At 59.5% G+C, this 26,134-nt stretch carries 25 protein-coding genes; 12 read left to right on the plus strand and 13 right to left on the minus strand.

The genetic code is table 11. The features are described from left to right. The first annotated feature begins 170 nt into the window (after window positions 1–170). Complete coding sequence (gene rlmM, locus B7L72_RS00130) at window positions 171–1,238, plus strand: 23S rRNA (cytidine(2498)-2'-O)-methyltransferase RlmM (RefSeq protein WP_081191897.1); 1,068 nt, start codon at window positions 171–173, stop codon at window positions 1,236–1,238. 30 nt (window positions 1,239–1,268) lie between these two features. Here rlmM and B7L72_RS00135 read toward each other — a convergent pair whose 3' ends face one another. Next, window positions 1,269–1,556 carry an antibiotic biosynthesis monooxygenase family protein gene (locus tag B7L72_RS00135; protein WP_016914310.1) on the minus strand — a complete coding sequence of 96 codons (288 nt, stop codon included), beginning with the start codon at window positions 1,554–1,556 and terminating at the stop codon, window positions 1,269–1,271. Window positions 1,557–1,584: 28 nt separating this feature from the next. On the opposite strand from B7L72_RS00135, the gene tusA reads away from it, so the two are divergent. Continuing rightward, on the plus strand, window positions 1,585–1,836 hold the full coding sequence (gene tusA, locus B7L72_RS00140; RefSeq protein WP_039179343.1) for a sulfurtransferase TusA: 252 nt from the start codon (window positions 1,585–1,587) through the stop codon (window positions 1,834–1,836). A 60-nt stretch (window positions 1,837–1,896) separates the two neighbouring features. Here tusA and B7L72_RS00145 read toward each other — a convergent pair whose 3' ends face one another. From B7L72_RS00145 to B7L72_RS00155, 3 genes are all read right to left on the minus strand, one after another. After that, window positions 1,897–2,604, minus strand: a complete 708-nt coding sequence (locus B7L72_RS00145) for a hypothetical protein (RefSeq protein WP_081191899.1) — start codon at window positions 2,602–2,604, stop codon at window positions 1,897–1,899. Window positions 2,605–2,716: 112 nt separating this feature from the next. Next, window positions 2,717–3,730 carry a DUF3080 family protein gene (locus tag B7L72_RS00150; protein ID WP_081191901.1) on the minus strand — a complete coding sequence of 338 codons (1,014 nt, stop codon included), beginning with the start codon at window positions 3,728–3,730 and terminating at the stop codon, window positions 2,717–2,719. 4 nt (window positions 3,731–3,734) lie between these two features. Beyond that, window positions 3,735–5,153, minus strand: coding sequence for an MATE family efflux transporter (locus B7L72_RS00155; RefSeq protein ID WP_081191903.1), 1,419 nt, complete (start codon window positions 5,151–5,153; stop codon window positions 3,735–3,737). 136 nt (window positions 5,154–5,289) lie between these two features. Here B7L72_RS00155 and B7L72_RS00160 point away from each other — a divergent pair, with 136 nt between their 5' ends. Next, window positions 5,290–5,871: an elongation factor P hydroxylase gene (locus tag B7L72_RS00160; protein ID WP_081191905.1), complete on the plus strand. Its 582-nt coding sequence runs from the start codon at window positions 5,290–5,292 to the stop codon at window positions 5,869–5,871. Here the strand turns inward: B7L72_RS00160 and B7L72_RS00165 are convergent. Together B7L72_RS00165 and B7L72_RS00170 are read right to left on the minus strand one after the other, a co-directional pair. Further along, complete coding sequence (locus B7L72_RS00165; protein ID WP_016914304.1) at window positions 5,868–6,347, minus strand: hypothetical protein; 480 nt, start codon at window positions 6,345–6,347, stop codon at window positions 5,868–5,870. The two genes, B7L72_RS00160 and B7L72_RS00165, sit on opposite strands and share 4 nt — an antisense overlap. A 14-nt stretch (window positions 6,348–6,361) precedes the next feature. After that, on the minus strand, window positions 6,362–7,222 hold the full coding sequence (locus B7L72_RS00170; RefSeq protein WP_081191907.1) for a TatD family hydrolase: 861 nt from the start codon (window positions 7,220–7,222) through the stop codon (window positions 6,362–6,364). A 255-nt stretch (window positions 7,223–7,477) separates the two neighbouring features. Here B7L72_RS00170 and B7L72_RS00175 point away from each other — a divergent pair, with 255 nt between their 5' ends. Genes B7L72_RS00175 through B7L72_RS00195 form a run of 5 tightly spaced genes read left to right on the plus strand, consistent with a single transcriptional unit; the run spans window position 7,478 to window position 14,343 of the window. Continuing rightward, window positions 7,478–8,707 carry an ABC transporter substrate-binding protein gene (locus B7L72_RS00175; protein WP_081191909.1) on the plus strand — a complete coding sequence of 410 codons (1,230 nt, stop codon included), beginning with the start codon at window positions 7,478–7,480 and terminating at the stop codon, window positions 8,705–8,707. 6 nt (window positions 8,708–8,713) lie between these two features. Then, window positions 8,714–10,288 carry a fatty acyl-CoA synthetase gene (locus B7L72_RS00180; RefSeq protein WP_081191911.1) on the plus strand — a complete coding sequence of 525 codons (1,575 nt, stop codon included), beginning with the start codon at window positions 8,714–8,716 and terminating at the stop codon, window positions 10,286–10,288. Then, window positions 10,288–11,430, plus strand: a complete 1,143-nt coding sequence (locus tag B7L72_RS00185; RefSeq protein ID WP_081191913.1) for an acyl-CoA dehydrogenase family protein — start codon at window positions 10,288–10,290, stop codon at window positions 11,428–11,430. The genes B7L72_RS00180 and B7L72_RS00185 overlap by 1 nt, the downstream gene beginning before the upstream one ends. A gap of 36 nt (window positions 11,431–11,466) precedes the next feature. Next, window positions 11,467–12,651 carry a beta-ketothiolase BktB gene (bktB, locus tag B7L72_RS00190; RefSeq protein WP_081191915.1) on the plus strand — a complete coding sequence of 395 codons (1,185 nt, stop codon included), beginning with the start codon at window positions 11,467–11,469 and terminating at the stop codon, window positions 12,649–12,651. A 39-nt stretch (window positions 12,652–12,690) separates the two neighbouring features. Continuing rightward, window positions 12,691–14,343, plus strand: coding sequence for a fatty acid--CoA ligase (locus tag B7L72_RS00195; RefSeq protein ID WP_081191917.1), 1,653 nt, complete (start codon window positions 12,691–12,693; stop codon window positions 14,341–14,343). Window positions 14,344–14,347: 4 nt separating this feature from the next. On the opposite strand, the gene B7L72_RS00200 is transcribed toward B7L72_RS00195, so the two are convergent. Further along, window positions 14,348–15,361, minus strand: a complete 1,014-nt coding sequence (locus B7L72_RS00200) for an AraC family transcriptional regulator (RefSeq protein WP_081191919.1) — start codon at window positions 15,359–15,361, stop codon at window positions 14,348–14,350. A 153-nt stretch (window positions 15,362–15,514) separates the two neighbouring features. Here B7L72_RS00200 and B7L72_RS00205 point away from each other — a divergent pair, with 153 nt between their 5' ends. Beyond that, window positions 15,515–17,434: an ATP-binding cassette domain-containing protein gene (locus B7L72_RS00205; RefSeq protein WP_081191921.1), complete on the plus strand. Its 1,920-nt coding sequence runs from the start codon at window positions 15,515–15,517 to the stop codon at window positions 17,432–17,434. A gap of 64 nt (window positions 17,435–17,498) precedes the next feature. Here B7L72_RS00205 and B7L72_RS00210 read toward each other — a convergent pair whose 3' ends face one another. Further along, window positions 17,499–17,951 carry a universal stress protein gene (locus B7L72_RS00210; RefSeq protein ID WP_016914281.1) on the minus strand — a complete coding sequence of 151 codons (453 nt, stop codon included), beginning with the start codon at window positions 17,949–17,951 and terminating at the stop codon, window positions 17,499–17,501. A gap of 141 nt (window positions 17,952–18,092) precedes the next feature. On the opposite strand from B7L72_RS00210, the gene B7L72_RS00215 reads away from it, so the two are divergent. Then, window positions 18,093–18,626, plus strand: a complete 534-nt coding sequence (locus B7L72_RS00215) for a preprotein translocase subunit YajC (protein WP_081135137.1) — start codon at window positions 18,093–18,095, stop codon at window positions 18,624–18,626. A 46-nt stretch (window positions 18,627–18,672) separates the two neighbouring features. Here the strand turns inward: B7L72_RS00215 and slyA are convergent, their stop codons facing one another. Continuing rightward, window positions 18,673–19,125, minus strand: a complete 453-nt coding sequence (gene slyA, locus B7L72_RS00220; protein ID WP_081191923.1) for a transcriptional regulator SlyA — start codon at window positions 19,123–19,125, stop codon at window positions 18,673–18,675. A 71-nt stretch (window positions 19,126–19,196) separates the two neighbouring features. Beyond that, the gene (locus tag B7L72_RS00225) at window positions 19,197–20,354 is read right to left on the minus strand and encodes a DUF5924 family protein (protein WP_081191925.1); all 1,158 of its coding nucleotides are present in this window, start codon (window positions 20,352–20,354) and stop codon (window positions 19,197–19,199) included. A gap of 292 nt (window positions 20,355–20,646) precedes the next feature. Between B7L72_RS00225 and fadB the strand changes: the two genes are divergently transcribed. After that, complete coding sequence (gene fadB, locus B7L72_RS00230; RefSeq protein WP_081191927.1) at window positions 20,647–22,833, plus strand: fatty acid oxidation complex subunit alpha FadB; 2,187 nt, start codon at window positions 20,647–20,649, stop codon at window positions 22,831–22,833. Between the two features lie 24 nt (window positions 22,834–22,857). Further along, on the plus strand, window positions 22,858–24,036 hold the full coding sequence (gene fadA, locus B7L72_RS00235; RefSeq protein WP_052196417.1) for an acetyl-CoA C-acyltransferase FadA: 1,179 nt from the start codon (window positions 22,858–22,860) through the stop codon (window positions 24,034–24,036). A gap of 78 nt (window positions 24,037–24,114) precedes the next feature. Here fadA and B7L72_RS00240 read toward each other — a convergent pair whose 3' ends face one another. The 3 genes from B7L72_RS00240 to B7L72_RS00250 form a co-directional block, all read right to left on the minus strand. Further along, entirely contained in the window at window positions 24,115–24,576 is a 462-nt protein-coding gene (locus tag B7L72_RS00240; protein WP_016914275.1) for a flavodoxin family protein, read from the minus strand. Window positions 24,577–24,669: 93 nt separating this feature from the next. Continuing rightward, a complete protein-coding gene (locus B7L72_RS00245) occupies window positions 24,670–24,888 on the minus strand; it encodes a hypothetical protein (protein WP_016914274.1) in 219 nt (72 codons plus the stop codon). Beyond that, a complete protein-coding gene (locus B7L72_RS00250; RefSeq protein ID WP_016914273.1) occupies window positions 24,875–25,696 on the minus strand; it encodes a type IV toxin-antitoxin system AbiEi family antitoxin in 822 nt (273 codons plus the stop codon). Before B7L72_RS00250 ends, B7L72_RS00245 begins: the two co-directional genes overlap by 14 nt. Window positions 25,697–26,134 lie beyond the last annotated feature (438 nt).

Genomic DNA, 26,134 nt, shown 5'->3' on the forward strand with positions numbered 1-26,134 from the left:
CGTGTTCGGGGCTTTTTGCGTTTGGCACTTGCGCAAAACCTTCATGGCTCAGGCTGTGGGGGGGGTATGCGTTGATAGGCTGCCTTGGGGAGCCGTTGTTGCTTCGCTGCGATGTTATCATGTGTTTTCGAGAGGGCAGTGACGGCTCCATGTTTACAGAGAGGTGAAAGGTGAGTGACACGATACCCACGGCGTGGCTGGTCTATTGTCGACCCGGTTTCGAGGGCGATACGTTGGCGGAAATGCAGCATCATGCCAAACAGCAGGGGGTGAACTGCGAACCAGCCCATGGGGCCGGATGGGTCAGCTTGACGCGACAGGATGGTGAGGCGATCAATGACCTGCACCGCCAGGCAGCTTTCCAGCATCTCATCTTTGCCAGGCAGAGTCTGGCAGCCCTGCCGCCCTTGGTGCTGTCCCGTGAGGATCGTCTGACCGCCATTCTCGATCAGGTCAAAGCCAGCCGTTGGAGCTTTGAAGAGATTTGGCACGAAACACCGGATACCAACGATGGCAAAGCGTTGTCGGGGTTGATCAAGGCGCTCACTCGCCCGCTGCAAAACACGCTGAAAAAGCGTGGGTCGCTGCGAGGCAAGGCTGGCGGAAGGCGGCTGCATATTTTCTGGACGGACGGAGACCGTGTGCAGCTCGGCATGAGCTTCCCTGACAATCGTAGCGAACTATTGAACGGAATCCGGCGGCTACGCTTTCCCTCCCGTGCGCCAAGCCGCTCGACGCTGAAGCTGGAAGAGGCCTGGCACGAATTCATTCCACGCGATCAGTGGGATACTCGCCTGGCGGAGCACATGCAGGCAGCCGACCTGGGGGCGGCGCCAGGAGGCTGGACATGGCAGCTGGTGCAGCGGGGCATGTACGTCTATGCCATCGATAACGGGCCCATGGACAAAGCCCTGATGGCGACTGGTCAGATCGACCACCTGCGTGAAGACGGCTTTACCTGGGAGCCACCTCAGCGTCTGGATTGGCTGGTGTGCGACATCGTGGACAAGCCTGTACGGGTATTGGCCATGGTAGAGCGTTGGTTGACGCGTAAATGGTGTCGTGAGGCTATCTTCAACTTGAAGCTGCCCATGAAGAAACGCTGGGATGAAGTGACGCGCTGCCTGACGACGCTGGAAGCCTCGTTGGCGTCAGCGGGGGTAAGCGCTAAAATAAGTTGCCGTCACCTCTACCATGATCGGGAAGAGGTGACGGTGCATGTCAGGTTGCTACACTGAGAAGGTGTGCTTGACTGGCTGAACGCTCGCCTAGTACCCCGGCTCATAGATACGAATGGCCTCATCTTCGGTGAGAAGGGGCAGAATGCGCTGCATGGCCATGGCGCGCGCTTCGCTGGCGTGCCACTCTTTCCAGGCGCGCAGGTCACGCCATTTGGTGATCATCAGCCGACGGTCGGTGTGGCCGCGCTCTACCAGCGTTTCACCACCAACGAAGCCACGAATGCCCAATGATACGCGCATGGCTTCGCGTGCGGCCTGCTCGTATTCATCTTCCAGGCCGGGCATGATGCGTCGTTCAATGATGACTTTTATCATAGTGTCTGTTTCCTAACCGAGAGAGTCGATGACTGATCCTACACAAGCCCCCAGTGCTTTCGATGCCGAATTGGACACCACCGGGCTGTACTGCCCAGAGCCCATCATGCTGATGCACAACAAGGTGCGTGACATGGCGTCGGGCCAGGTGCTGAAGGTGGTGGCGACGGACCCTGCGACGACGCGCGATGTCCCCAAGTTTTGTCAATTCCTGGGGCACGAGCTTATCGAGCAACAGGGCTCAGACGACCACTACGTCTACTTTATCCGTTTGGCGTGATACTGGGGAGCCCCGGCAAGGCATGCATAGACCATGGTGCAATGCCTTGCCGGGGTGGCTTCAAGAGCGATCGTCGCTGTCGGAGACCACCATCATGGCCAATGCTTCCAGTGTGGCGGGGTCCTCTTCGAGGATACGATTAGCGATGTGGCGCTGGAAGAAATAGACGGTGTGATGGCGCGAGTGGGCGTCATACAGGCAGTTATCACCCAGCAGGATCGGCATCAGAGTGGCTTTTTGCTCGTCAGCCAGCAGCGCGTCGACGCTGCCGTCGCTGTACAGGCGCCATCCGTAGACCGGCTTCATGTGCCAAGGAGCATTGGGCCGGTTCATGCACAATGCATGGGTTCCCAGGGTATCGGGAAGTTGCTGGATCAGCGTCACTTCACCGGACGCCTCATACTCGAAATAGCCTGCCGCCGCGACCAGTTCGTCGTACTTGTGGTCGGGGGGAACATCGAAGACTTCATCGGTTTCGGGGTCACGGTAACCGACGAAGCAACCGCTTTCCTCGCTGTCCAGCTCATGGCAGGCCGCCAGAGACTCCATCCAGGGTACCAGCCCGGTAATGCTGCCATCTTCTCTCAAGCCCCAGGCCAGAATGGGGAGACCATAGTAGGTGTCGGGACTCGCAGCGAGCTGGTAAACCATTTCCAGTCCGTCCAGCTCCGGAGCCAGACGAACGAGATATTTTCGCGCCTGCTGACGCTGACGCACGGTATCCAGGTCGATGACCTGGGCAGAGCGAGTTGACAGGGGTGAGCCCATGGTGTCCCTCCTTGTACTGCGTGGTCACGACATTGGCAGACAGTGATTTTCATCTGCCGCTACCTTCACCAATAGCACACCTTTTCTGGAAGGTTAAGCATGACGAGCATATTTAATGCTGTGTGCAGGGCGCCAGGGTAAGCGCCAACTGGCGATGATGCGCCAGAGCCCGTTGAAACTGCTGCCAGGGGGCCTCCGGGTTCTGCATGTCGAGCCAGGTCTGCTGGTAGTCAGACACCGCTGGCGGTGGGCTGACGGCATGGGTATCGAAAAGGCTATTCACCGACACCAGCCACTGCTCTGCGCGTTGCTCCAGCTGGTCTACCCAGTCAGGCAGGGCTTCTGACCAGCAGGTGCTCACTGCGTCTGGTTCGGCCTGCGCGATAGCCGCGTTTAGCTCGTTCAGGCGCTGCTCAGCCAGCAGCAAGGCGCGCAGCACTTCGGCAGTCAGCGGACGCTGCTGGAGCGTTTTGAGATGGTTTTCCAGGGTCGAGGAGTCGTGTTGCCAGGCCTGATTGAACTGCTGGGTAATCATCTGCTCAAGATAATCCAGTGCTGCCCGCTGTTCTGCCCAGACTTGATCGGGGAGCGTGTGCAGAGGGTGACTGGCGCGAGCGAAACTCTTCTCCCACTCTTCCGAGGCAAAGATGGCGTTCCAGGTTGCAAAGGGCAGCTGCTCGGTTTTGAGCTGGGTCAGCTGTGCCAGGCGATGGGCGTCATCGTCACCGAGCCGTTCAGGAATATCGCTGTTCCAGCAGTGATCCAGGCGTTGCCACAGCGTGCGCTCGTAGATCCATTGCTGGCTGGGCGGTGCGACACGGCCTAGCTGGTTGTTTCTGGCAGCAATCAGGGAGGTGATCTGACACTCGCGTAACGCATAGATATTGAGCATGCCTTCGCGTATCTCCGGCAGCTCGATCACGCGCTGGCGTCGGTCGGGAAAGGCGCCTATGTTACGGGGCTGGTGGCGTTCAGGAGCGGAAATGCCGAGCTCCTCGGCAGTCGAGCGCTGGTAGGCCGCCCAGGCCTCGTCCGCGCTGTTGTCGCCGCAGCCAGCCAGCACCAGGCTGGCCGACATGACGACGGGCATCACGAGGCATGAGCGGTAGAAACTTGAAGGCCGCATGGGGTCACTCCCGTTGACTGATTCGATGTAATCGCCAAGCCAGCAAGATGGCCGCTGTCGTGAGCCCTGCAATCAGGCCGATCCAATAGCCGTGTACCCCCAGCGGCTGTGACTCACCCCCCATGCCATAGGTTCCCAGCCAATGACCGCCCCCCAGCCCGACGATCCAGTAGGAAAGAACGGTGATCACCATGACGATGCGGGTATCCTTGTAGCCTCGCAGCGCGCCGGCCAGATTCACTTGCAGCGAGTCCGACAGCTGAAAGATGACCGCCAGAGCGATGATCGTGAGCGCCAGGGCCTGAATGTCGCTATTGGAGGTATACAGGCTGATGACCGGTGCGGCAGTGAACCAGAGCAGCGTGCTGTTGAACGCGGCGACGATCACGCTGATCACGACACCGTTCCAGGCAACCTTGCGGGCCAGGGAAAGGCGCTGCTGCCCCAGCGTATTACCGACACGCACCGTCAGTGCCATGCTCAGTGACATGGGCAGCATGAACAGGATCGAGGTGTAGCTCAGCGCGATCTGGTGAGCCCCCACGGTCACTTCACCAAGGCTGGCAATGAACAGGGCGATCAGCGTGAACAGCGTCACTTCGACAAAAATCGCGACGCCGATGGGCACCCCGACCACGAGCAGCTCACGCACGCCTGACCACTGTGGCCAGGTGGCGCCATGCCACAAGGAAACGCTGCGGTATACCGTGCCACGACGCGTGTAGAGAGCCATGGCAATGACCATGGTCCACATGGAGAAGGCCGTGGCAATGCCACAGCCAAAGGCGCCCAACGCGGGTAGCTGCTGCAGCGTATCCGGCAGCGCGGCGCCGAACAGGCTGACCAGCCCATCACCCCCGTAGATCAGTACATAGTTGCTGGGAATATTGACGGCCAGGCCAATCAGGCTGATCCACAAGGCTGGCCGGGTATGGTTCATGCCATCCGAAAACGCTCTCAATGCCTGAAATAGCGCGATACCTGGCATGCCGAAGGCCACCGCGCTCAGGTAAGCAGCCGACTCGCTGGCCACTGCCGGTGGCACGTTCATCAGCTCGAAGATCGGCATGACGGTCGTACGCAGCAGCAGGGCGGCCAACAAGCCCAGCGCCAGCGCCACCCAGAGCGCCTGATGTACGGCGGGACGAATGGCGCCGTTGCGTTGCCCTCCCAGCAGTTGAGCCACGATGGGCGTCAGCCCCATCAGCGTGCCGGTCATGAACAGCATCAGAGGCATCCACAGGCTGGAGCCTACCGACACCGCCGCCAGCGACGTGGCGTCATGTCGCCCGGTCATCATCACATCGACAACGCTCATGCCTGCCTGAGCAAGCTGTGCACCACAGATAGGCAGCGCCAGGGCCATGAGTGTGCGTGTTTCAGGCCAGTAAATTTTCTTGATATCGCTAGTGAAGCCGCCCAAGGATGGTTCCTATTTAGCAAAGAGACCCAGGAAAAGGCGATAGAGTAGCAGGAGTCGCTATACCTTGCGCTCTCCTCTTTAGCCAGGGATGGGTCCCTCGTTATACTAGTGCAACGTTCATGAATGAGATAACGGTGTGACTGACCCGCAAGAGCGCTGGACGCTCGACGATATTACTGCGCTGTTTGATGGGGTGTTTGCAGACCACTATCAGACTCGGCTGATTCGCGGTGGCGATGAGCCGCTTTACCGCCCGATGAGTGAGCAGACGCCTTACCATCAGGTGATCTTTGCACGAGGCTATTTTGCCAGTGCGTTACATGAGATCAGCCACTGGTGCATCGCAGGCGCAAAACGCCGCCAGTGGGAAGATTATGGCTACTGGTATTACCCGGACGGGCGCACGGCGGAACAGCAACAGGCATTCGAACAGGCCGAAGTGTCCCCTCAGGCGTTGGAGCAACTGTTTACCCAGGCGTGTGGCCGTACGTTCCATGTCAGTGTGGACAATCTGGGCGGCGCGGGCGAGGTGGACCGGGAGGCTTTCGCAAGACGCGTGGCAGCGAGGGCCGAGCGCTATCGGCAAGAGGGACTGCCCCTGCGCGCCAATGCGTTTCGGACGGCATTGGCGCGCTACTATCAGCACCAGGACACGCTGGAGCAGGCGATTCGGCAGGGGCACCGCCTGCTGGACGATGCTCTGATGAAAGTGGGTTAGTCAGCCTCGGACAACTGCTGATGCAGGGTCAGCATGACCTCGATTTCGTGCTCGGGGCGCATGGGTTCTAGGCCCAGGTCGTTGAAGGTATCACTGCGCAGGCGGTGCCATTCGCTTGAGCTGAGGGTTTCATACAGCACTTGTGCGGGTGCCAGCTCCACAAAAGGGTCCAGTCCGTAGGTGTCGAACAAGCGGGCAAGGGCGGCCTCATCTTCGCCGTTGTCGCTGGTGTACAGCGTGGCCGAGAAATGGTCGTTCTCCAGCTCGCGGATCACATCCAGCGGGCTGACCCCCAGACTCTCCAGCTCTTCGATGCTGTAAGCCCCCATGACATTGCTGTCTTCGGTAATCCAGCTGTCATCCGGCTGGATCAAGGTCTGCTTGATGCGCCCATCGGGCAGTGACCATGCAATCGACAGCGGCAAGCCATTGTCTTCACCTATCTCTATGGCAATAAAACCGGGGTAGTCGGCCATGGTTGTCGTTCCTTCTAGGTATCCGTGTCGATACGGAAAAATTGCAGGGCGGTCCGAGTGGTCGCCGCCGCGAGTTCAGTGTCACTCACCTGATGCCAACGAGCAATTTCCTGCACGATCCAGGGCAGCAGGGCAGGCTCATGGCGTCTGCCTTTCAGCTTGGCGGGCAAATTACGGGGCAGCAAGTAAGGGCAGTCGGTTTCGACCATCAATCGATCCAGCGGGATCTCGCGCACCAGGTCACGCAGGTGATGCCCGCGCCGCTCGTCACAGATCCAGCCCGTCAAGCCGATGTGCAGGTCCAGCTCCAGATAGCCCCGCAGCGTTTCACGGTCTGCGGTAAAGCAGTGGATCACCGCGTGGCTGATATCGTCGCGCCAGTGGTGCAGGATCTCACGCATGCGCTGGCCTGCATCACGCTCATGAAGAAACAGCGGTAGCCCGGATGCCGCCGCCAGGGCCAACTGCGCTTCAAAGGCGCGCTCCTGCTCCTGCGGTGTGGAAAAGTTGCGGTTGAAGTCGAGCCCGCACTCACCGACCGCGACCACCTCGGGCAATGTATAGAGGTCGCCCAGCGCCTGCGCCACGTCTTCGCTCCAGCCGCTGGCATCATGGGGATGCACCCCCGCAGTGGCGTACAGCCCTGCAAACTGCCGAGCCATCTCGACGGCCTGCCTGGCGTGGGCGATATCCGTTCCCGTGACGATCATTGTGGTCACGTTGGCGGCTCGGGCCCTGGCAATCACGTCGCTCAAGTCGCGCTGAAAGCTCTCATGGGTCAGGTTGGCGCCAATATCGACCAGCGGTGTGCTGGGGCGAAACTGTAGCGCTTCAGGTAACGCGTCGTGTGCTTGCTGAGTCGCCAATGTGCTCATCTCTTCTGTGGGCCAGTGGCCCCATTGTAACGCTGGAGCCGCTTGGCTCGCCAACGCAAGCTGCCATAAACGTGGCAAGTAATCACACTGCAAATGGCATGAATTGCAAAAAAACTGGCTCAATAGGTAAACAGTGCAGGCCTGTTTGCTCTTACCATGAAAATGAGTCACCGCCATGCCCGTGATTCAATGAGTGAAGGCGCAACGCCAGCGTTGTGATTTTCACCTCAATAACAACAATAGAGAGGTACCCTCATGCCGTTATCACGTCGTTTCACCCTGTCTGCGTTAGCCTCTGCAGTGGTTGCAGCAGGCTTCGTTCCGTTTGTCGCCGCCCATGAAGGGATTTCTGATAACGAAATCCGCATTGGCTATCTGGCCGATATGTCAGGCGTTTACCGCGATCCTATCGGTCCTCTGGGGCTCGATGCCATTCAGATGGCGATCGAGGATGTTGGCGGCAGTGTCAACGGTGCGGATATCGTGGTGTTCAGTGCCGATGATCGTAACAGCCCTGACGTGGGCTCCAGCGTGGTGCGTGAATGGATCGATGAGCGCAACGTCGATATGGTCACGGGCCTGGTGGCATCATCGGTCACGTTGGCGGCCGTCAGTCTGCTGCAGGAGGCCGACAAGCTGGGGCTGGTGAATGGTGCCGTCTCCTCCGGCGTGACCAACGAACACTGCTCTACGAATCATATTCACTGGGTGTATGACACCTGGGCAATGTCGAACGGCACCGCCAAAGCCATTACCGAAGAAGGCTACAAAAACTGGTACTTGTTGAGTGCCGATTACTCTTTTGGTCATGCGTTGGAAGCAGATGTCGAGCGTGTGGTCACTGAGAACGGTGGCACCATCGTAGGGCGTGCGCGTCATCCATTCCCCAATAACGACTTTTCATCGTTCATGTTACAGGCGCAGGCCTCTGGTGCTGACGTCATTGCGTTGAATAACGCGGGCGGGGACACCATCAACGCGGTTCAGACGGCGGGGGAGTTTGGTATTACCCAGGCCGGGCAAATCCTGGCGGGAATGGTGCTGTTCAGTACCGATGTGCGCAGTATCGGGCTGGAAAATGCCCAAGGGCTGCAGTTCACCAAAGCCTGGTATTACGACTTGAACGAGGAAACCCGCGCCTGGGCAGAACGCTTCCGGGAGCGTACGGGCAGCATGCCTACCATGGTGCACGCTGGCCTCTACTCCAGCACTCGCCACTACCTGGACGCCATCGCTGCCACCGGGACAGACGATACCCAGACGGTGCGTCAGCAGATGGCCGACACGCCTATCAACGATATCTTTGCCCAGAACGGCTATATCCGCGAAGACGGCCGTATGGTCCACGACATGTACCTCGTGGAAGTCAAAACCCCAGCAGAGTCAGCAGATGAAGACGACTTGTTCCGGGTGGTCCGCACCATTCCTGCCGAGGAAGCGTTCCGGCCACTGTCTGAAAGTGTCTGCCCACTCGTAAAGGGTTAAACAGCCATGACGTCTGTTGATAACATTCATCGCAATACGATTGGCGCTGCGCTTAACCGCAGCGCGCGTAAGCATGCCCAGAAGCGGGCCTTGACGTTCGGCGAGCGTACGTGGAGTTATCAAGCGCTCAATAACGCGGCCAACCAGGTGGCAAATGCGCTGCTGGGAGCAGGGCTGGCGCCGGGCGACCGCCTGGCGGTATACGGTAAAAACTCGGATGCCTATGTGATCGCGTGGCTGGCCTGTAGCAAGGCGGGCCTGATTCACGCCCCTGTCAATTTTGCGCTGAGCAGTGACGAGCTTCGCTACATTCTGGAGCAGTCGGGCGCAAAAGGGGTACTGAGCGACGCGGTGCTAGGTGACAAGGTTCGCGCTGCCGTCGCGGGGCTGTCGCTGGTCGTCAACGGTACCCTGCAGGCGGAGGAGGCATCGCTTCAAGAAGACGCCTTCGACGTACTGGCGTGTACCCACGGGTTCCATGCTTCTCTGACTCATGCTGCCCATGAGCCAGACGTCGCGCTGGAGGGGGCCAGCGTTGCCCAGTTGCTATATACCTCTGGTACCACGGCAGCGCCCAAGGCTGCCATCATGAGCCATCAAGCGCTCATGGCCGAATACATGGCGTGCATGGTGGCGTTGGATATCCAGGCAGATGACGCCGTGCTGGCAGCGCTGCCCTTGTACCACTCGGCGCAAATGCACGTGTTTCTGATGCCTGCGCTACTGCTGGGAGCGCCCGTCATTCTGCTGGAAGCCCCCCTGCCGGAAAGCTGCCTGGCTGCCATTTCACAGCACCAGATCAGCTCTTTTTTTGCCCCTCCTACCGTGTGGATCAGTTTGTTACGGCACCCTCACTTCGATCAGTACGATCTCTCGAGCCTCAGAAAAGCCTATTACGGGGCCTCCATCATGCCGGTGCCGGTACTCGAAGAGATGCAGCAGCGCTTTGATGGTGTCGGCCTGTACAACTGCTACGGACAGAGCGAAATAGCGCCCCTGGCGACTGTTTTGCGACCAGAAGAGCATGCCGAACGGCCGGCCTCTGCTGGACGACCGATTCTCACGGTCGAAACGCGCATCGTCGATCTGGAGGGCAACGATGTTCCGCCTGGAGAGCATGGGGAAATCGTCCATCGTTCTCCGCAGCTCATGCTGGGCTACTGGGACAAACCCGAGATGACCGCGGAGGCATTTCAGGGAGGCTGGTTCCACTCTGGAGACGTGGGGTATGTCGATGAAGCGGGCTATTTGTACATCGTCGACCGTATCAAGGACGTGATCAATACCGGCGGTGTGCTGGTCGCCAGTCGAGAAGTGGAAGAGGTGCTGTTCAAGCACATGGCGGTTTCAGAGGTGGCGGTCGTGGGGCTGCCCGATGACAAATGGATCGAGGCGATTACCGCAGTGGTGGTGCTCAAGGAGGGGCAAAGCGCCAGTGAAGCGGAGCTGATTCGACACGCCAAGGGCCTGATCGCCCCTTACAAGGTACCCAAGCGGGTGATGTTTACCGACGCACTGCCCAAGAGCACGGCAGGTAAAATTCTCAAGCGCCATCTGCGCCAGGCGCTGGGAGAGTCATGATGGACGACCAGGAGCTGGGGCTCTTTCAGCCCATGATTACCCGCTGTTTAGCGCAGGAAGTAGCGCCTTTTTACCAGCAGTGGGAGGAGGCAGGAGAAATACCACGCTCCCTGTGGCTGGCGCTGGGGGCGGCAGGGCTGTTGGGTATTGACCTGGCAGAAGCGTACGGTGGCTCAGAGGCCGATATCGCCATCACGCAAAGGGTGCTCGAAGAGATGTCTCGTCAGGGCTTTGGTGGCCTCGCCAGTGCTTACAACATCCACGCCAATATCGTCATGCCGTATGTCCAGAAGCTGGGGACACCTGAGCAGAAGGAAAAGTGGCTGCCGCGCATGGCCTTGGGGGAGTGCCTGGGGGCCATTGCCATGAGCGAACCCCACGCCGGGAGTGATTTGGCCGCGATGAAAACCCGCGCCACGCGGGTAGAGGATGGCTGGTTGCTCAACGGTGGCAAGCTGTTCATCACCAATGGTCAGGTGGCCGATCTGGTGATCGTGTGCGCGAAAACCGATCCCAGTGCCGGCGCCAAAGGGGTCTCGCTATTTTTAGTGGAAACGTCGCTGCCCGGCTTTTCCCGAGGTAAACCGATCAAGAAAATTGGCCAGCATGCCAGCGACACTGCGGAGCTGGCCTTTGATCAGTTGAAGTTGCCCGCAGACGCGCTATTGGGCAACGAGGGCGAAGGGTTTCGTTACCTCATGCAAGAGCTGCCTCGTGAGCGTTTGGGGGTGGGCGCCCAGGCCCTGGGGGCGATAGAAGGGGCGCTAGCGCTAACCCTCGAATACGTCACCCAGCGGGAAGCCTTCGGCCAGCGGATTGCCGATTTTCAAAACACCCGCTTTACGCTGGCGCAGCTCAAAGCCCAGCTTGACATGGCCCGGGCTTACTTCGAGCAGTGCATGGAGCGGTATCGGCAAGGCAGCATGAGCAGCACCGAGGCGGCGATTCTTAAATTACAGCTGAGCGAACTGCAGTGTCATGCGGTGGATCGCTGTCTGCAGCTGTTTGGTGGCTATGGCTACACTCATGAGTACCCCATTTCGCGCTTTTATCTCGATGCTCGGGTACAAACCATTTATGCCGGCAGCTCCGAGATCATGAAAGAAGTGATTGCGCGCTCGCTGCTGGGCAAAGCCTCTTGAGCAAGAGGTCCAAAAAACGGTCGACAAGGAGTCTATATGCAGTTGGATAGCGTGGTGATTGTAGGAGGCGCGCGCACCGCCATCGGAGGGTTTGGCGGTTCGCTATCCGCCTTCGCCCCCCATGAGTTGGGCACCATCACCGCCGTGGAAGCCCTGCGCCGGGCCGGGGTGGAGGGCGCCGACATCGATCATTCGGTTTATGGGCATATCATCACCACTGGCCCGCAGGATGCCTATCTGGCCCGCCACATCGCACTCAGTGCAGGCGTTCCCAAAGAGGCCGGTGCCTTCAACGTTAATCGCCTGTGCGGCTCTGGCGTCCAGGCGGTGGTGTCTGCGGCTCAGCAGATTGTCCTGGGCGACAGTCGCCTCGCCTTGGCGGGCGGTGCCGAAAGCATGTCTCGCGGAGCCTACGTGTTGGCCCCGCAGGCGCGCCACGGTATTCGCATGGGGGACACCCGCATCGAGGATTTGACGCTTGGCGTGTTGAGTGACCCGTTCGGCAGTGGTCACATGGGGATCACCGCTGAAAATATCGCGCAGCAGTACGGTTTCAGCCGCGAGCAGTTGGATCAATTCGCCCTCGAGAGCCATCAAAAAGCAGCGCGGGCACTATCGGAAGGCCGCTTCGATGAGCAGATCGTGCCGGTAGAGGTGACCCGGGGCAAGCAGACGCTGACCTTTGCCCGTGATGAGCATGTCCGGGAAGACGTGGTGCTCAGTGACCTGGCTCGGCTGAAACCGGCTTTCAAGCGTGAAGGGGTCGTGACCGCAGGCAATGCTTCAGGGATCAACGATGGCGCCGCTACCCTCGTACTGGCCCATGCTGAAGAGGCCCGGGAGCGCGGGCTCACCGTGCGTGCGCGGTTGCGGGTGGCCACCACAGCGGGCGTGGAACCATCGCTGATGGGGTTGGGCCCCATTCCTGCCGTCAAGCGTTGCTTGCAGCAGGCTGGATTGACCATCCACGATATCGATGTGATCGAATCCAATGAAGCCTTTGCGGCCCAGGCCATGGCGGTGGCCAGCGCGCTCGATTTTCCGCTGGAAAAGCTCAACCCCAATGGCGGTGCGGTCGCTCTTGGGCATCCGGTGGGGGCCACCGGCGCTATTTTGATCCTTAAAGCGTTGCATGAGCTGGAGCGCATTCAGGGGCGCTTTGGACTGATTACGCTGTGCATTGGTGGCGGGCAAGGTATCGCGCTACTGATCGAGCGTTAAGTTGCCCCAGACATCCAACAACAATCAAAGGTACGTTTTATGCCGACGATAACGCCAAAACTGCTTCCTTCGACATCCTCCGCCACCAACCCTCCCATGCTGATCAAGGATCTGTTGGAGTCTGGCGTTCGCATGGCGGGCAATAATCAGATCGTGTACCGCGATCAAGGCCGTCACGACTACCATCGTTTTCAAGAGCGGGTCCATCAACTGGCTCATCTGTTGACGGCGCAGGGAGTGCAGGCAGGAGATGTGGTGGCGGTGATGGATTGGGACAGCCACCGCTATCTGGAATGCTTCTTCGCCATTCCCATGATAGGTGCGGTGCTGCACACGGTGAACGTCCGCCTGGCACCCGAACAGATTCTCTACACCATGCAGCATGCGGAAGACGTCTTCGTGCTGCTGCATGAGGACTTCGTGCCTCTGCTGGAACCGCTGACGCAGCAACTGCCCGATATTCGTGGCTACGTGCTTTGTCAGGAAGAGCGCCGTGACGTCTCGACGTCGCTGCCACTGGTGGGGGAGTACGAGGCCCTGCTGGCTGACCAGCCCAGCCATTATGATTTCCCCACGTTCGATGAAAATGGCGTGGCCACGCTGTTCTACACGACCGGCACGACCGGCAACCCGAAAGGGGTGTTCTTCACTCATCGTCAGCTGGTGTTGCACACGCTGGGCGAGGCCAGCACGTTCCAGGCGCCTGGCTTCGAGCTGTTGAACCGAGACAAGGTGTATATGCCCATTACGCCGATGTTTCACGTGCATGCCTGGGGCGTCCCTTACACCGCCACGCTGCTGGGCGCGACGCAAGTGTACCCGGGCAAATACGAGCCGGAGATGCTGGTGAAGCTGCTGGTTAGTGAAAAGGTCGATTTTTCTCACTGCGTACCGACACTGCTCAATATGGTGGTGAGCGCGGAGGCCGTCGCGACGAAAAAGGTCGATTTGACCGGCTGGAAAGTGCTGGTCGGAGGCAGCGCCTTGACCCAGGCGTTGGCAAGCCGTGCCTGGGCGCTGGGGATCGACACCCGCAGCGCTTACGGCATGTCGGAAACGTGTCCTCTGCTCACTGCCGATATCTTGCCGAAGGAGGTCGCGGAGGCTGACTTCGAAAGCCAGCTTCCCTGGCGCTGCAAGGCCGGTCTTCCGGTGCCGTTCGTGCGGCTGCAGGTGGTCGATGTGGACGGTCAACCGCTTCCTCATGATGGCCAGAGTGTGGGGGAAGTACGCGTACAAGCGCCCTGGCTCACTCAGGCTTACTACAAGGAAGAGACGCGTAGCGAAGAGCTATGGCGAGAGGGGTGGTTACACACCGGGGATGTGGGGTCGCTGGATGCGCATGGCTTTTTGGCCATTAGTGATCGCATCAAGGACGTCATCAAGACCGGCGGCGAATGGCTGTCCTCCCTGGAGCTGGAAAGTTATATCAGTCAATGCCCCGGCGTCGCTGAAGTGGCGGTCATCGGCGTGGCGGATGACAAGTGGGGGGAGCGCCCCGCAGCGCTCGTCGTGCCCAGCGACCTCAATCGGCCGCCTACCGTCGAGGCGATTCAGGGTTTCATGGAGCAGTTCGTGGCGCAGGGCAAGCTCAACCGTTGGGGAGTGCCTTCATTGATACGTTTCGTCGATGAAATACCCAAGACCAGCGTAGGCAAGCTGGATAAAAAACGTATCCGTACGGAGATCTAGCGGCTCAGAGCGCGGTGCCTGCTGTCTGCGCTTTGCGGTAGGCGGCAGGCGAATTGCCGGTCCATTGCTTGAAGGCTCGGCTGAAGCAGGCCTGGTCCTCGAAGCCGAGGGTTTCGGCCAGCGCGGAGAGCGGCTCCCTGCTGCGGGTCAATACCTGAATGGCCACGTCCCGCCGATACTCGTCCTTTACCGCCTGAAAGTGGGTGCCCTCTGCCTGCAAGTGGCGCGACAAGGTACGGACGGACACGTGCAGCGCATTGGCCACGTCGTGAATGGTGCTGGAAGAGAGTCGGTGGCGGTGCAGGTACTCCCGCACGCGATGGGTGGCGATACGGTCTTCGAAAGAGACATAAAACCAGTCTGCTGGCGCACGCTGCAAAAAAGCCCCGAGGTGCTGCTTACGTTGTCGGACGGGATGTTCCAGAAAAGCCGTATCGAAATAGACCGCCGTTTTCGGCTGGTTGAAGGTCACCTTGCCTGGATAAAAATAGAGATAGTCAGCTTGATGGGCGGGTTGCGGATAGCTGCACTCCATCAATATGGGCGGGATTTTTCGCGCGATCAGCCAGGAAGCAATGCCGTGAAAGAGCTTCAACATCAGCTCATGCACCAGAATGTGGCTACCCTGAAGCGGTTTGTGCTCCTCGAGGGCCATACGAGCCAGGTCGCCCTCCACGGAAAAACAATAGCCAAAGTCATCCAGCACAATACGAAAAAACTGGGTGTAGCGATGTAGTGCGATACGCAGCGTGGGAGCATCCAGCATGCTGAGGCACAGCAGCTTGAGGGTGCCGCAGCGCAGCGGCCGAGAGAAAAAACCGGGCGTCTCATCGTCGAACTCCACCGCCAGAAGCCGATAAAGCTGGGCAAACTGTTCCACCGTTACACGGCCATTGGGAGCCTCGAGCAAGAACGGGGAGATGCCAGACAGCATCAAATAACGCGTGGCCGCTTGCCCGGTGGGAGCCAGGCCACGAAACAGCTCGTTGACAAAGTGCATGGAGACGGTAACGGTCACGCTTTTCCACCCTGTAAGTGCCACAAGACAGCCGTAGGCGTTGCCCCTTTCACGCTGGACGTTAGCACGTTGTACCGTCGGGCTCTATATGAGTGCACCGTTACAGGGATCCATGCGTTACACTGTGCGCCTCACGACGAAGGAGGACACTGCGTGACCCTGTTACGACTCGAACAGCTGCAACTCGCTTACGGCACCCAGGTACTATTGAATCGCGCCGACCTCACGGTTGAAAAGGGCGAGCGGTTGGCGCTGGTCGGGCGCAACGGCACCGGTAAATCCACCCTGTTGAAACTCGTGGCAGGCGACATCCAGGCGGACGACGGCACCATCTGGCGCGCGCCGGGGCTGAAAATCGGCGTGCTGGCCCAGGAGCTGCCCGAATCATCGGGCATGACGATTTTTGACATGGTGGCCCAGGGACTGCCCGAAGCGGGCGAGCTGCTGTCGGAATACCAGCATCTGATCAACGACCCCGACCCGGACATGAACCGCATGGCCACGCTGCAAACGCGGCTGGAAGCGATTGATGGCTGGTCGTTCCATCAGCGTATCGACGTGGTGCTGACGCGCCTGGGCCTGCCGCCCGAAGCGGAGATGAGCGCGCTTTCCGGTGGCTGGCGTCGTCGCGTGGCGCTGGCCAGGGCGCTGGTGTCGGAACCGGACTTGCTGCTGCTGGATGAGCCCACCAACCACCTGGATCTGGATACGATTGCGTGGCTGGAAGAGCAACTGCTGGCGTTCAATGGCGCCGTGCTGCTGATCACCCACGACCGTGCCTTTCTGTCGAAGTTGGCCACCCATATTCTGGAACTGGACCGTGGCAAGCTGGGCCGCTACCCCGGCGTGTACGCGGAGTATCAAGAGCGCAAGCAGCACGAGCTGGAAATCGAATCGCGTGAAAATGCGCTGTTCGACAAGAAGCTGGCCCAGGAGGAGACCTGGATCCGTCAAGGAATCAAGGCGCGCCGAACCCGTAACGAAGGGCGCGTGCGGGCTCTGGAAGCGATGCGCAATGAGCGCAGCCAGCGCCGTGAGCGCCAGGGCACGGCCAACCTGACCGTGGACAGCGGCGAGCGCACGGGCAAGCGGGTGGTCGAGCTCAAGGGCGTTAGCCAGTATTTTGGCGACGACACCATCTTGCGCAACGTCAATCTGGAAGTCATGCGCGGCGACCGTATCGGTTTCCTGGGTCGCAATGGCGCGGGCAAAACCACGCTGTTGAAAATCCTGCTGGGAGAGCTTGCTCCAAGCGAAGGCAGCGTGCAGCTGGGCACCAACCTGAAGGTGGCCTACTTTGACCAGCTTCGGGCGGGGCTGGAGCTGGAGAAAACCGTTTACGACAACGTGGCGCAGGGCAGTGATCGGGTCTCTGTCGGCGGCAAGGACCGCCATGTGATGAGCTACTTGCAGGATTTCCTGTTCACGCCGGATCGTGTGCGTCAGCCGGTCAAGGCGCTGTCGGGGGGCGAGTCCAACCGCCTGCTGCTGGCCAAGCTGTTCACCCAGCCTGCCAACGTGCTGGTGCTCGATGAGCCCACCAACGACCTGGACATGGAAACCCTGGAGCTGCTCGAAGAGCTGCTGCTCGACTTCGATGGCACGCTGCTGCTGGTCTCCCACGACCGTACCTTCATGGATAACGTGGTGACCAGCATGCTGGCCTTCGAAGGGGAAGGGCGCGTGCGCGAGTACGTGGGTGGCTACACCGACTGGATTCGACAAGGTGGCAAGCTGCCCCCGGCCCCTTGGGAGGGTGCTGCCCGCCAGCAGACGGAGCCGACATCGGCACCTGCACCAGAAGTGGTCGAAAAACCTGTCAACGAGCCTGCCAGGAAGTCCGTGAAGCTCTCCTACAAGCTGCAGCGAGAGCTGGATGCGCTGCCTGCCGAAATAGAGCGGTTGGAGCAGGCAGTCGAGACGCTTGAGCAGGAAGTGGGCGATCCGGGGTTTTACCAGCAGGAAGCTACCGCCGTGACTGCCAGGCTGCAAGCCCTGGAAAAAGTGCAGCAGTCGCTAGAAACGGCAATGGAGCGCTGGATGGAGCTGGAGGCGATGGCGAACGGCGAATAGCCTTCAAGGCGCTACAAAAAAGGCCCCGTAAGGGGCCTTTGGCGTTAGGGTCGGTCATGGCCGATCACTCGTCGCTTTTTTCGCCTTTCTTGCCGACGCGCACGGCCAGCACGTCGCACTGGGCGCCATGTAGCACGCCGGTGGACGTAGAGCCCAGTAGCAGGGCAAAGCCGTGGCGGCCGTGGGAACCCACCACGATGAGATCCACATTGTGCTCATCGGCAAAGCGATGGATCTCGGTATCGGGCATGCCCACCACCACGTGCTGGTCGGCGGGCTCGACGTGCGGAGCGGCAATGTCGGCCAGACGCTTTTTCGCGTGGTCGTCCAGCTGGTCCTGAATGCTGGTCAGGTCCATGGGTATGTCGCCACCGTAGGCGAAGCCCAGCGGCTCCAGCGTGTGCATGATCGAGAGCTTGGCGCCGTTATTGCGTTCGGCAATCGCCACGGCGCGTTCAAGGATCTTGTGCGAGTCCTTGGTGAGGTCGACGGCGACCAGAATGTGGTGATAGCTCATGGCGTATCTCCTTGGTGGTATTTAACAAAGAGAAGCTTCGTTAGATAACCTTACTTTAGGCCGGGTAGTGGCGCTGCACAACGACCTGGATCATGGTTTTTTGCAATCGTTGCCCTGCACGGCAATGCAAGAGGTGGCTAAATGGAATGGTTGGTGATTGTTCTGATTCTGCTGTTCGTGATGGCGCCGGTGATGTGGCTCAAGCCCAGCCCCCGCCAGAAGCGCCAGATGGCGCTACGCGACAGTGCGCGGCAGCAGGGGGTGACCATCAAGATGGCCGTGCCGCCGCTGCATCATTTCAAAGGCACCATGCCAGCCTATCGGTGGCGGTTTGGCCAGGAGACGCCGGGGCCGGATTTCGTTCTGGTGCGCGATAGCCATGCCAGCGCGGCACTGGAAGCCTTTCATGCTGGCTGGCGGTGGCGTATTGCGCCGCTGCGACCGCTACCGGAGAGCGCCGACGCCACGCTGCGCACCTTGCTGGAGCGTTTGCCCCAGGATGCGCTGGTGCTGGAGTGCAACTCGTACGCCTTGACGCTATGGTGGTGGGAATCACAAACCGCCGAACGCTTTACCAGCTACCTGGGCGATATCATGACCTTGAAAGTGTCGCTGGGCGGCCTGTCAGACCGCCCCCCAGGCAAGGCGCTGTCGTCAGGCGGTCGACCCTCCTGACGAGATAGCTGTCCTGACGAGATAGCTGTTCGCGGCCGCCGGGGGATCATACCGACGGCTTGTCCTGGTCTCTGGCCTGCATGGCCAGGCCATTGGATTCGATTTGCGCCAGCCACTGGTCCAACTGGATCAGGTCGCTGTCGCTCAACCCGGCGAAGATCTCCTTGCGGGCGGCGAGCACTACGCTGTCGATCTGTTCCAGCAGCGGCATCGCCGCCGGGGTGAGATAAATGCGCTTGCTGCGACGGTCAGTGTCACAGGCGCGCCGCTCCACCAGCCCCTGCTCTTCCAGCTGCCCCAGCGTGCGCACCAGCGAAGGTGCCTCGACGCCAATGGCCCGCGCCAGATAGCACTGCGGGTTGCCTTCGCCGAGCTTCCACAAGTGATAAAGCGTGACCCAGCGCGTTTGGGTCAGCCCCAGCGGTGCTAGCCTGCGGTCGATGATGGAGCGCCATAAATGGGGCAATCGGGCAATACGAAAACCAATAGTTGAAGCCATAGTCGCTAGCTACCAGAAAATGTGAGTGGGCGAATTGTCATAAGCTGCGCCGCTGAATGCAAGGCGTTATGCTAATCGGCGGCGTCTGGGGCCTGCTGGTCAGAACGGCTGCCTGCCACGAATCGCCGTAAATTGAGCGCGCTTAATCCGCTGCGCTGAATGGTGCTGTCGGCCATGGAGGCCTGCTGCTCGTCATCCGAGACCGTGAAGCGGATCAGCCCCAATCGTTGTCCTCCTTCGGTCATGATGTCGACTCGCCAATCCCCTGCGGGGTTTTCAGGGAAGTTGCGTTTATGGCTCCAGGCGCGATACCCCTGTTCACGGCCGCCGTTGATAGTCAGGGCAATACGGTCCATGGGCGTACCATTATGATGCCAGACATGATAAATGGTTTCGCTCAAGCCGCGTGGTGCGCGAATGGCGGTATATACATAGAGCCCATGGGTGCGCAGGGCCTCAGGAGTCAGCGGAGTGGCACCCTGGGGCACGCGCTGCTGGGTATCGAAAGCAGGCGATAGCGCGCTGCCCGTCATCCACAGGCTGGCGGGGGGCACCCAGACGCGGCCAAGCCAGGCGCCGTAGGCCAGCACCATGGTCAAGGCAAGAAAACCACACCAGCGCGCCAGGCTGCGTTGCTTCAGCAGATGCCAGAAGCTGGGCAGGGCCACCAGGACGGTGAGCACCAGCGCCAGCAGCAGGCTTTGCCGGGTGGTCAGATGCAGCATGATCGGCAAGATCACCAGCAGCACCAGAAAGACGCATTGCGCATGAAACATGAAGTACAGGCTGCGCCATCGTCCGGCCAGCTTGTAATACAGTGGGTCGATGATCGATAGCACGGCCATGGCCATGACCAGCAGGGCAAACAGCGCCTGCCCGCTATTCCACACCGTGGTGATCAGGATGAACGGCAGGGTGAAAAACAGCGTCTCCTGGTGAATCATCTGGGCAATGAAAGAGGCAATGCCCTTGGGCAGGGTAGGGTGGCCGCGGCTGGCCAGCAGCCGCCCGATCAGGCTTTCCGACAGCAGCAGAAGCCAAGCCACCAGCAGCCCCACCGCCAAGGCCACTCCCAGCCACTGCTGACGATCCACCAGAAAAAAACTGCCCAGGCCTGCTGCAAATGCCATGGGCGGCCACAGCCAACTCCATGGTTTCAGGCGCTCTACAAGACGCTCGACCCAGGCCTGTACGGCCCGTGTCCGGGCGGGATTCAATAAAGTGCCCATCGTGTGATCGCTCGATTCAATCGTGAAGTGTGATGATTCCTTAGCATACGCACTCATTTCCGCATCCGTCGCAGTCTGCAGGACAAAAACGCAAAAATGATGGCAGCCACTCATGCGCTGCCGAGATTCATGTAAGGTCCCCACAAGGACTATGCTGAGGGCTGGATTAGCCAAAAGTCAGGGGTTGACGTACTCGAGCAACTCCACCAAGCTAAGGCAATCAAACGACCGTATGAATGCGCGGCGGGTTCGCCGAAGCTAACCTGCCCGACACTATGTGGAGAGAGCGCGAATGATCTATCAAGGCAATGCCATCACGGTGGAGCGTCGTGACACCCAAGGTGGCAATGATGTCGCAGTGCTCACTTTCGACCTGAAAGATGAGTCCGTCAACAAGCTTTCCAGTGCCGTGGTGGCGGAGCTGGGAGACGCGGTCAAGGCGCTGCAGGCCGAAAGTGGTGTGCAAGGTCTGATGATCCGCAGTGCCAAGGACGTGTTTATCGTCGGTGCCGACATTACTGAATTCCATAGCCTGTTCGACAAGGGCGAAGCGTACCTGGTGGAGATGAACCTCAAGGTTCACGATATCTTCAACGCCATCGAAGATCTGCCGTATCCCACCGTGACGGCGATCAATGGTCTGGCGCTGGGCGGCGGCTGTGAAGTGCTGTTGACCACCGACTATCGCGTGATGAGCGAGAAAGCCAAGATTGGCCTGCCGGAAACCAAGCTGGGCATTCTGCCAGGCTGGGGTGGCTGCGTGCGCCTGCCGCGTCTGATCGGGGCAGACAACGCCGTGGAGTGGATTGCCGGTGGCACCGAAAACCGTGCCGATGCCGCCTTGAAAGTAGGCGCCGTTGACGCTGCCGTTGCCCATGAGCTGCTGGAAGAGGCAGCGCTGGACATCCTCGATCGCGCCAATGCCGGTGAGCTGGATTATCAGGCCCGCCGCGAAGAGAAAACCTCTCCGCTGAAGCTCAACGCCATCGAGCAGATGATGGCCTTCGAAACCGCCAAAGGCTATGTGGCCGGTAAAGCAGGCCCGCACTACCCGGCGCCTGTGGAAGCCATCAAGGTCATCCAGAAAGGGGCCGGAGAAACCCGTGCGCGTGCCCAGGCCATCGAAGCCAAGTCCTTCGCCAAGCTGGCGCTGAGCAGCGTTGCCTTCAACCTGGTGGGGCTGTTCCTCAACGATCAGGTGGTCAAGAAGAAAGGCAGCAAATACGAGAAGCAGTCTCAGCCGGTCAAGCAGACTGCCGTGCTGGGTGCTGGCATCATGGGTGGCGGTATCGCCTACCAGAGTGCCAGCAAAGGCACTCCGATCCTGATGAAAGACATCAAGGATGATGCCATCGAGCTTGGCCTGAAAGAGGCTCGCAAACTGTTTTCCAAGCAGGTAGAGCGCAAGAAGCTCACCACTGAGCAAATGGCCGAGAAACTCTCCAACATCCGCCCGACGCTCTCTTACGGCGATTTCGGCAATGTCGATCTGGTGGTCGAAGCGGTGGTGGAAAACCCCAACGTCAAGGATGCGGTGCTGACCGAAGTAGAGGGCATGGTGGGTGAGAACACGATTCTTACCTCCAACACGTCCACCATTTCGATCAACCGTCTGGCGAAGAATCTGAAGCGCCCGGAAAACTTCTGCGGTATGCACTTCTTCAACCCCGTGCACCGCATGCCGCTGGTGGAAGTCATTCGTGGCGAGAAAACCTCCGACGCCGCCGTGGCCGCCACCGTGGCTTACGCCCGCGCCATGGGCAAAACGCCCATCGTGGTCAACGACTGCCCTGGCTTTTTGGTCAATCGCGTACTGTTCCCTTACTTCGGCGGCTTCAGCTTCCTGGTAGAGCAAGGGGCCGACTTCCAGCGTGTCGATAAGGTCATGGAGAAGTTTGGCTGGCCCATGGGCCCGGCCTACCTGCTGGACGTGGTCGGCATGGATACCGCCGTGCACGCCAACGAGGTGATGGCCGAAGGCTTCCCTGACCGCATGGCGCGTGAAGGCAAAACCGCCATCCAAGTGATGTATGACAACCAGCGCCTGGGCCAGAAGAACGACAAGGGCTTCTACGCCTACGAAGAGGACAAGAAGGGCAAGCCGAAGAAGGTCAGCGATGAGCAGGCCCATGCCCTCGTGAAAGACGTCGTGAAAGAGCAGAAAGAGTTTTCCGACGAAGACATCGTGGCGCGCATGATGGTGCCGCTGTGCCTGGAGACCGTACGTTGCCTGGAAGACGGCATCGTCGAGACGCCCGCAGAAGCCGATATGGCACTGATTTACGGCATTGGCTTCCCGCCCTTCCGCGGTGGCGCGCTGCGCTACATCGATGCGCTGGGCGTGGCCGAGTTCGTCGCCCTGGCCGACCGTTTGGCCGAAGAGTTGGGACCGCTCTACGCACCTACCGAGAAACTGCGCGCCATGGCTCAGAACAACGAGCAGTTCTACGCGGGCAACACGGCAAGCGCTCAGGCCTAAGTCACCACCCACAGGAGAAATATGATGAGTTTGAATCCGAGAGATATCGTGGTGGTGGACGGTGTTCGTACCGCCATGGCAAAAGCAAAGAACGGCGCTTTCCGTAACGTACGTGCCGAGAACCTGTCCGCTGCCGTGATGCAGGCGCTGTTCAGCCGGAACCCCAATCTGGACCCGTCGGAAGTGGACGATGTGATCTGGGGCTGCGTCAACCAGACCCTGGAACAGTCCATGAACATTGCCCGCAACGCGGCGATCATGACCGGCATTCCCCGTAGCGTGCCTGCGCAAACGGTGAACCGTCTGTGTGGCTCCTCGATGACCGCGCTGCATATTGCGGCGGCCAACATCAAGGCCGGCATGGGCGACTTCTATGTGATTGGTGGCGTGGAGCACATGGAGCACGTGCCCATGGCCCACGGCGTGGACGTGAACCCGGCAGCCAGCAAGTACGCTGCCAAGGCGGCCATGATGATGGGCCTGACCGCCGAACTGCTGGGCAAGATGCACGGCATCTCCCGTGAAGACCAGGACAAGTTCGGCGTACGCTCGCATCAGCGCGCCCAGGCAGCCATGGAGAAGGGCTACTTCGATAACGAGATCATCGGTGTCGAAGGCCACGACCAGCGCGGCTTCAAGGTATTGGTGAAGAACGACGAAGTGATCCGTGCCGATGCCAGCCTGGAGTCCATGGCGAACCTGAAGCCGGTGTTCGACCCTCGCAGTGGCACCGTCACGGCCGGTACTTCATCGGCGCTGTCGGTGGGGGCCTCCGCCATGGCAGTGATGAGCTACGAGCGTGCCCAGGCGCTGGGGCTGGAGCCGATTGCCCGCGTGCTGTCGACCGGTGTGGCAGGCTGTGATGCCTCCATCATGGGCTACGGCCCGGTACCCGCGTCCAAAAAGGCCTTGAAAGCCGCTGGCCTGTCGGCAGCGGATATTCAAACCGTCGAGCTCAACGAGGCGTTTGCTGCCCAAGGGCTGCCGGTGCTCAAGGACCTGGGCTTCCTCGATGCCATGGACGAAAAGGTCAACCTGAACGGCGGTGCCATTGCCTTGGGCCACCCGCTGGGCTGCTCCGGTTCGCGGATCTGTACCACGCTGCTCAACGTGATGCAGCAGCGCGATACCACCTTGGGTTTGGCGACCATGTGTATCGGTATGGGCCAGGGCGTTGCCACGGTGTTCGAGCGTTTGAAATAACCGCCCGGCAGCCATGTGATCGCAAAACGGCACCTTAGGGTGCCGTTTTGCCGTTTGGAAGGGGGCGCTAATACGGCATCAAAACATGCCGCTATCCAGCCCGGCCGCTAGCGTCATGGCCAGCTCCTCGACCTGTGTGGCAAATGTCTCCTGCCACTCGCCTCGTAAGACCACCGGTTGCTGAACCCAGCGCCAGCGCAGCCCGGTCACGATGCTTTCCACGGCTCGCTGGGTGCCCGTGCCGTCGTGGCCAGCGCGAATGTAGAGCGCACAGGGCAAGCCCTGCTTCTCATCCAGTACTGGGTAGTAGCTACGGTCGAAAAAATCCTTCAGGGCACCGCTCATGTAGCCGAGGTTTTCGGTGGTGCCGAGCAGAACGGCGTCGCAGGCCAGCAGGTCGGCGGGCCCTGCTTCGAAGGGAGTTTTCACCGTGCAGACGACATGCTCGAGATCGGGGTGCTCTGCACCTCGCCTGGCAGCTTCCCTCAAGGCTTGGGTATTGACGGAAGGGGCGTGAGCGACGATTAATAGCTGTTTCATGGCAAAGACCTGCGCAGTGGCGATTGGCGATGTACAGGGATGACAGAATGGCAGGCCGGGAAGCCAGAGCTTCAAGATTCCGCCCTGCACTCCTTATCCCAGCAGCACTTTCAGCTCATGACGCTGTTCGGCATGTTTGGCCGCGTTTTCGTTTTTCAGCTTTTCCAGATTAACGAGCTTCCAGCGCACAGCTGGCAGGCCCGCCGCCTGAGGGCGATCAATGGCATCAAAATCGGGCGCACCGTCATGTAGGCTTAGCAAGAATCGCACGAGGAGCGCGACCTGCGCTTCATAGGTTTCACGCGCCATCATTTACCTCCGCCTTTACAAACGCTTCCGGCACCATGATGCGATAGCGCGGATGTATCTTGCCCCCTTTTAACAGTGCGCGGTCGCCACTGCCAAGGTTGAACTCTGCAGGATCGAGACGCTTGCGCCAAGGGTGGTCATGGCGATCCGCAAAGACAAAGAACAACCGCTTGACCTTGATCTTCTTGCAACTGTGCAGCAACGCTGCCACTGTTTTTGGCCGCAGTGTCGTCAAGCTCTCGAATAGCATATCAAGGTTATGAAAACTCTCATGGTCGGGCAATTCGTCCATGGCTTCCATAATCGCCCGTTCGGGTGCCGACATGTTGAGCATCCAGTCCCATGGCAGCGTGTCTTCGGCGTTGATGTTGTTTCTGGCAAGCCCGACGGACGGGTCAGCGAATAGTGAAGTGTTGCGAGTCACGATGGGGGCGTTCAGTGGCAGTTTGCTTAGCCAGTTGGGTGTGGCGTTGCCATATACCCAGACAGGCGCACTGCTACCTAGACGCAGGTAGTGATCGTAGCCCTGTTGGGCAAGTGCCGTTGTGCCACCCACATGGATGTTATGGCGCATAATATGCTGCATGGAAAGCAGGCAAGTTTTCCAATCGATTGCGCCAGAGGTTGTTGCGTTCGGCGCAGGGCGCCGGAAAACGCCGCGGTTAACGCGCTCAAGCCAGCCGTTAACAACGTACTTCCGCGCAAGGAAACGGCTGATACCGTGGCGTTCGAGCCATGCGGTATCGACCATGAACCCTGACGGGATGGCTTCAAGCACTTTCTTTAGCTTTTTTTCTTTAGGTGTACTCATGGTTTACAAATTAGCATTTTGCTAAATTCTTTGCGATATGTCGATTTTGAATTTTTAAAAACAATTGTACTATAAGGTCACAAAAAACATGTTTTTTAAATAGTTGCGGCGGCAAGGTGAATTGCCAGCTGGACCGCCGTTAAAGTCAGCGCCCGTCTGTACCCTGGATCCCACCGAGCGCTGGGAACGCAGGGCACCCCGCCTTTTGGCATTGCTTCATCGCCGTGATCGGCGATTGATGATGCAGCGCTTCTACCGTGTGATTTAAAGTGCTACGTTTATTTTATGAATCCAGGCTTCTCGCATGCCGTGAGCGGCCGTGGCGTATGGGTAAACTATCTGAGCTATGGATTCTCCTCGGGCAAGAGCTCATGCCAGGATTTACTTCACTCCGGGTCCAGGCATGGGACGAGTATCAAGATAAAGGGACAATCTGTT

It is taken from the genome of Halomonas sp. BC1, assembly GCF_002078135.1.
GTDB lineage: Bacteria > Pseudomonadota > Gammaproteobacteria > Pseudomonadales > Halomonadaceae > Vreelandella > Vreelandella stevensii.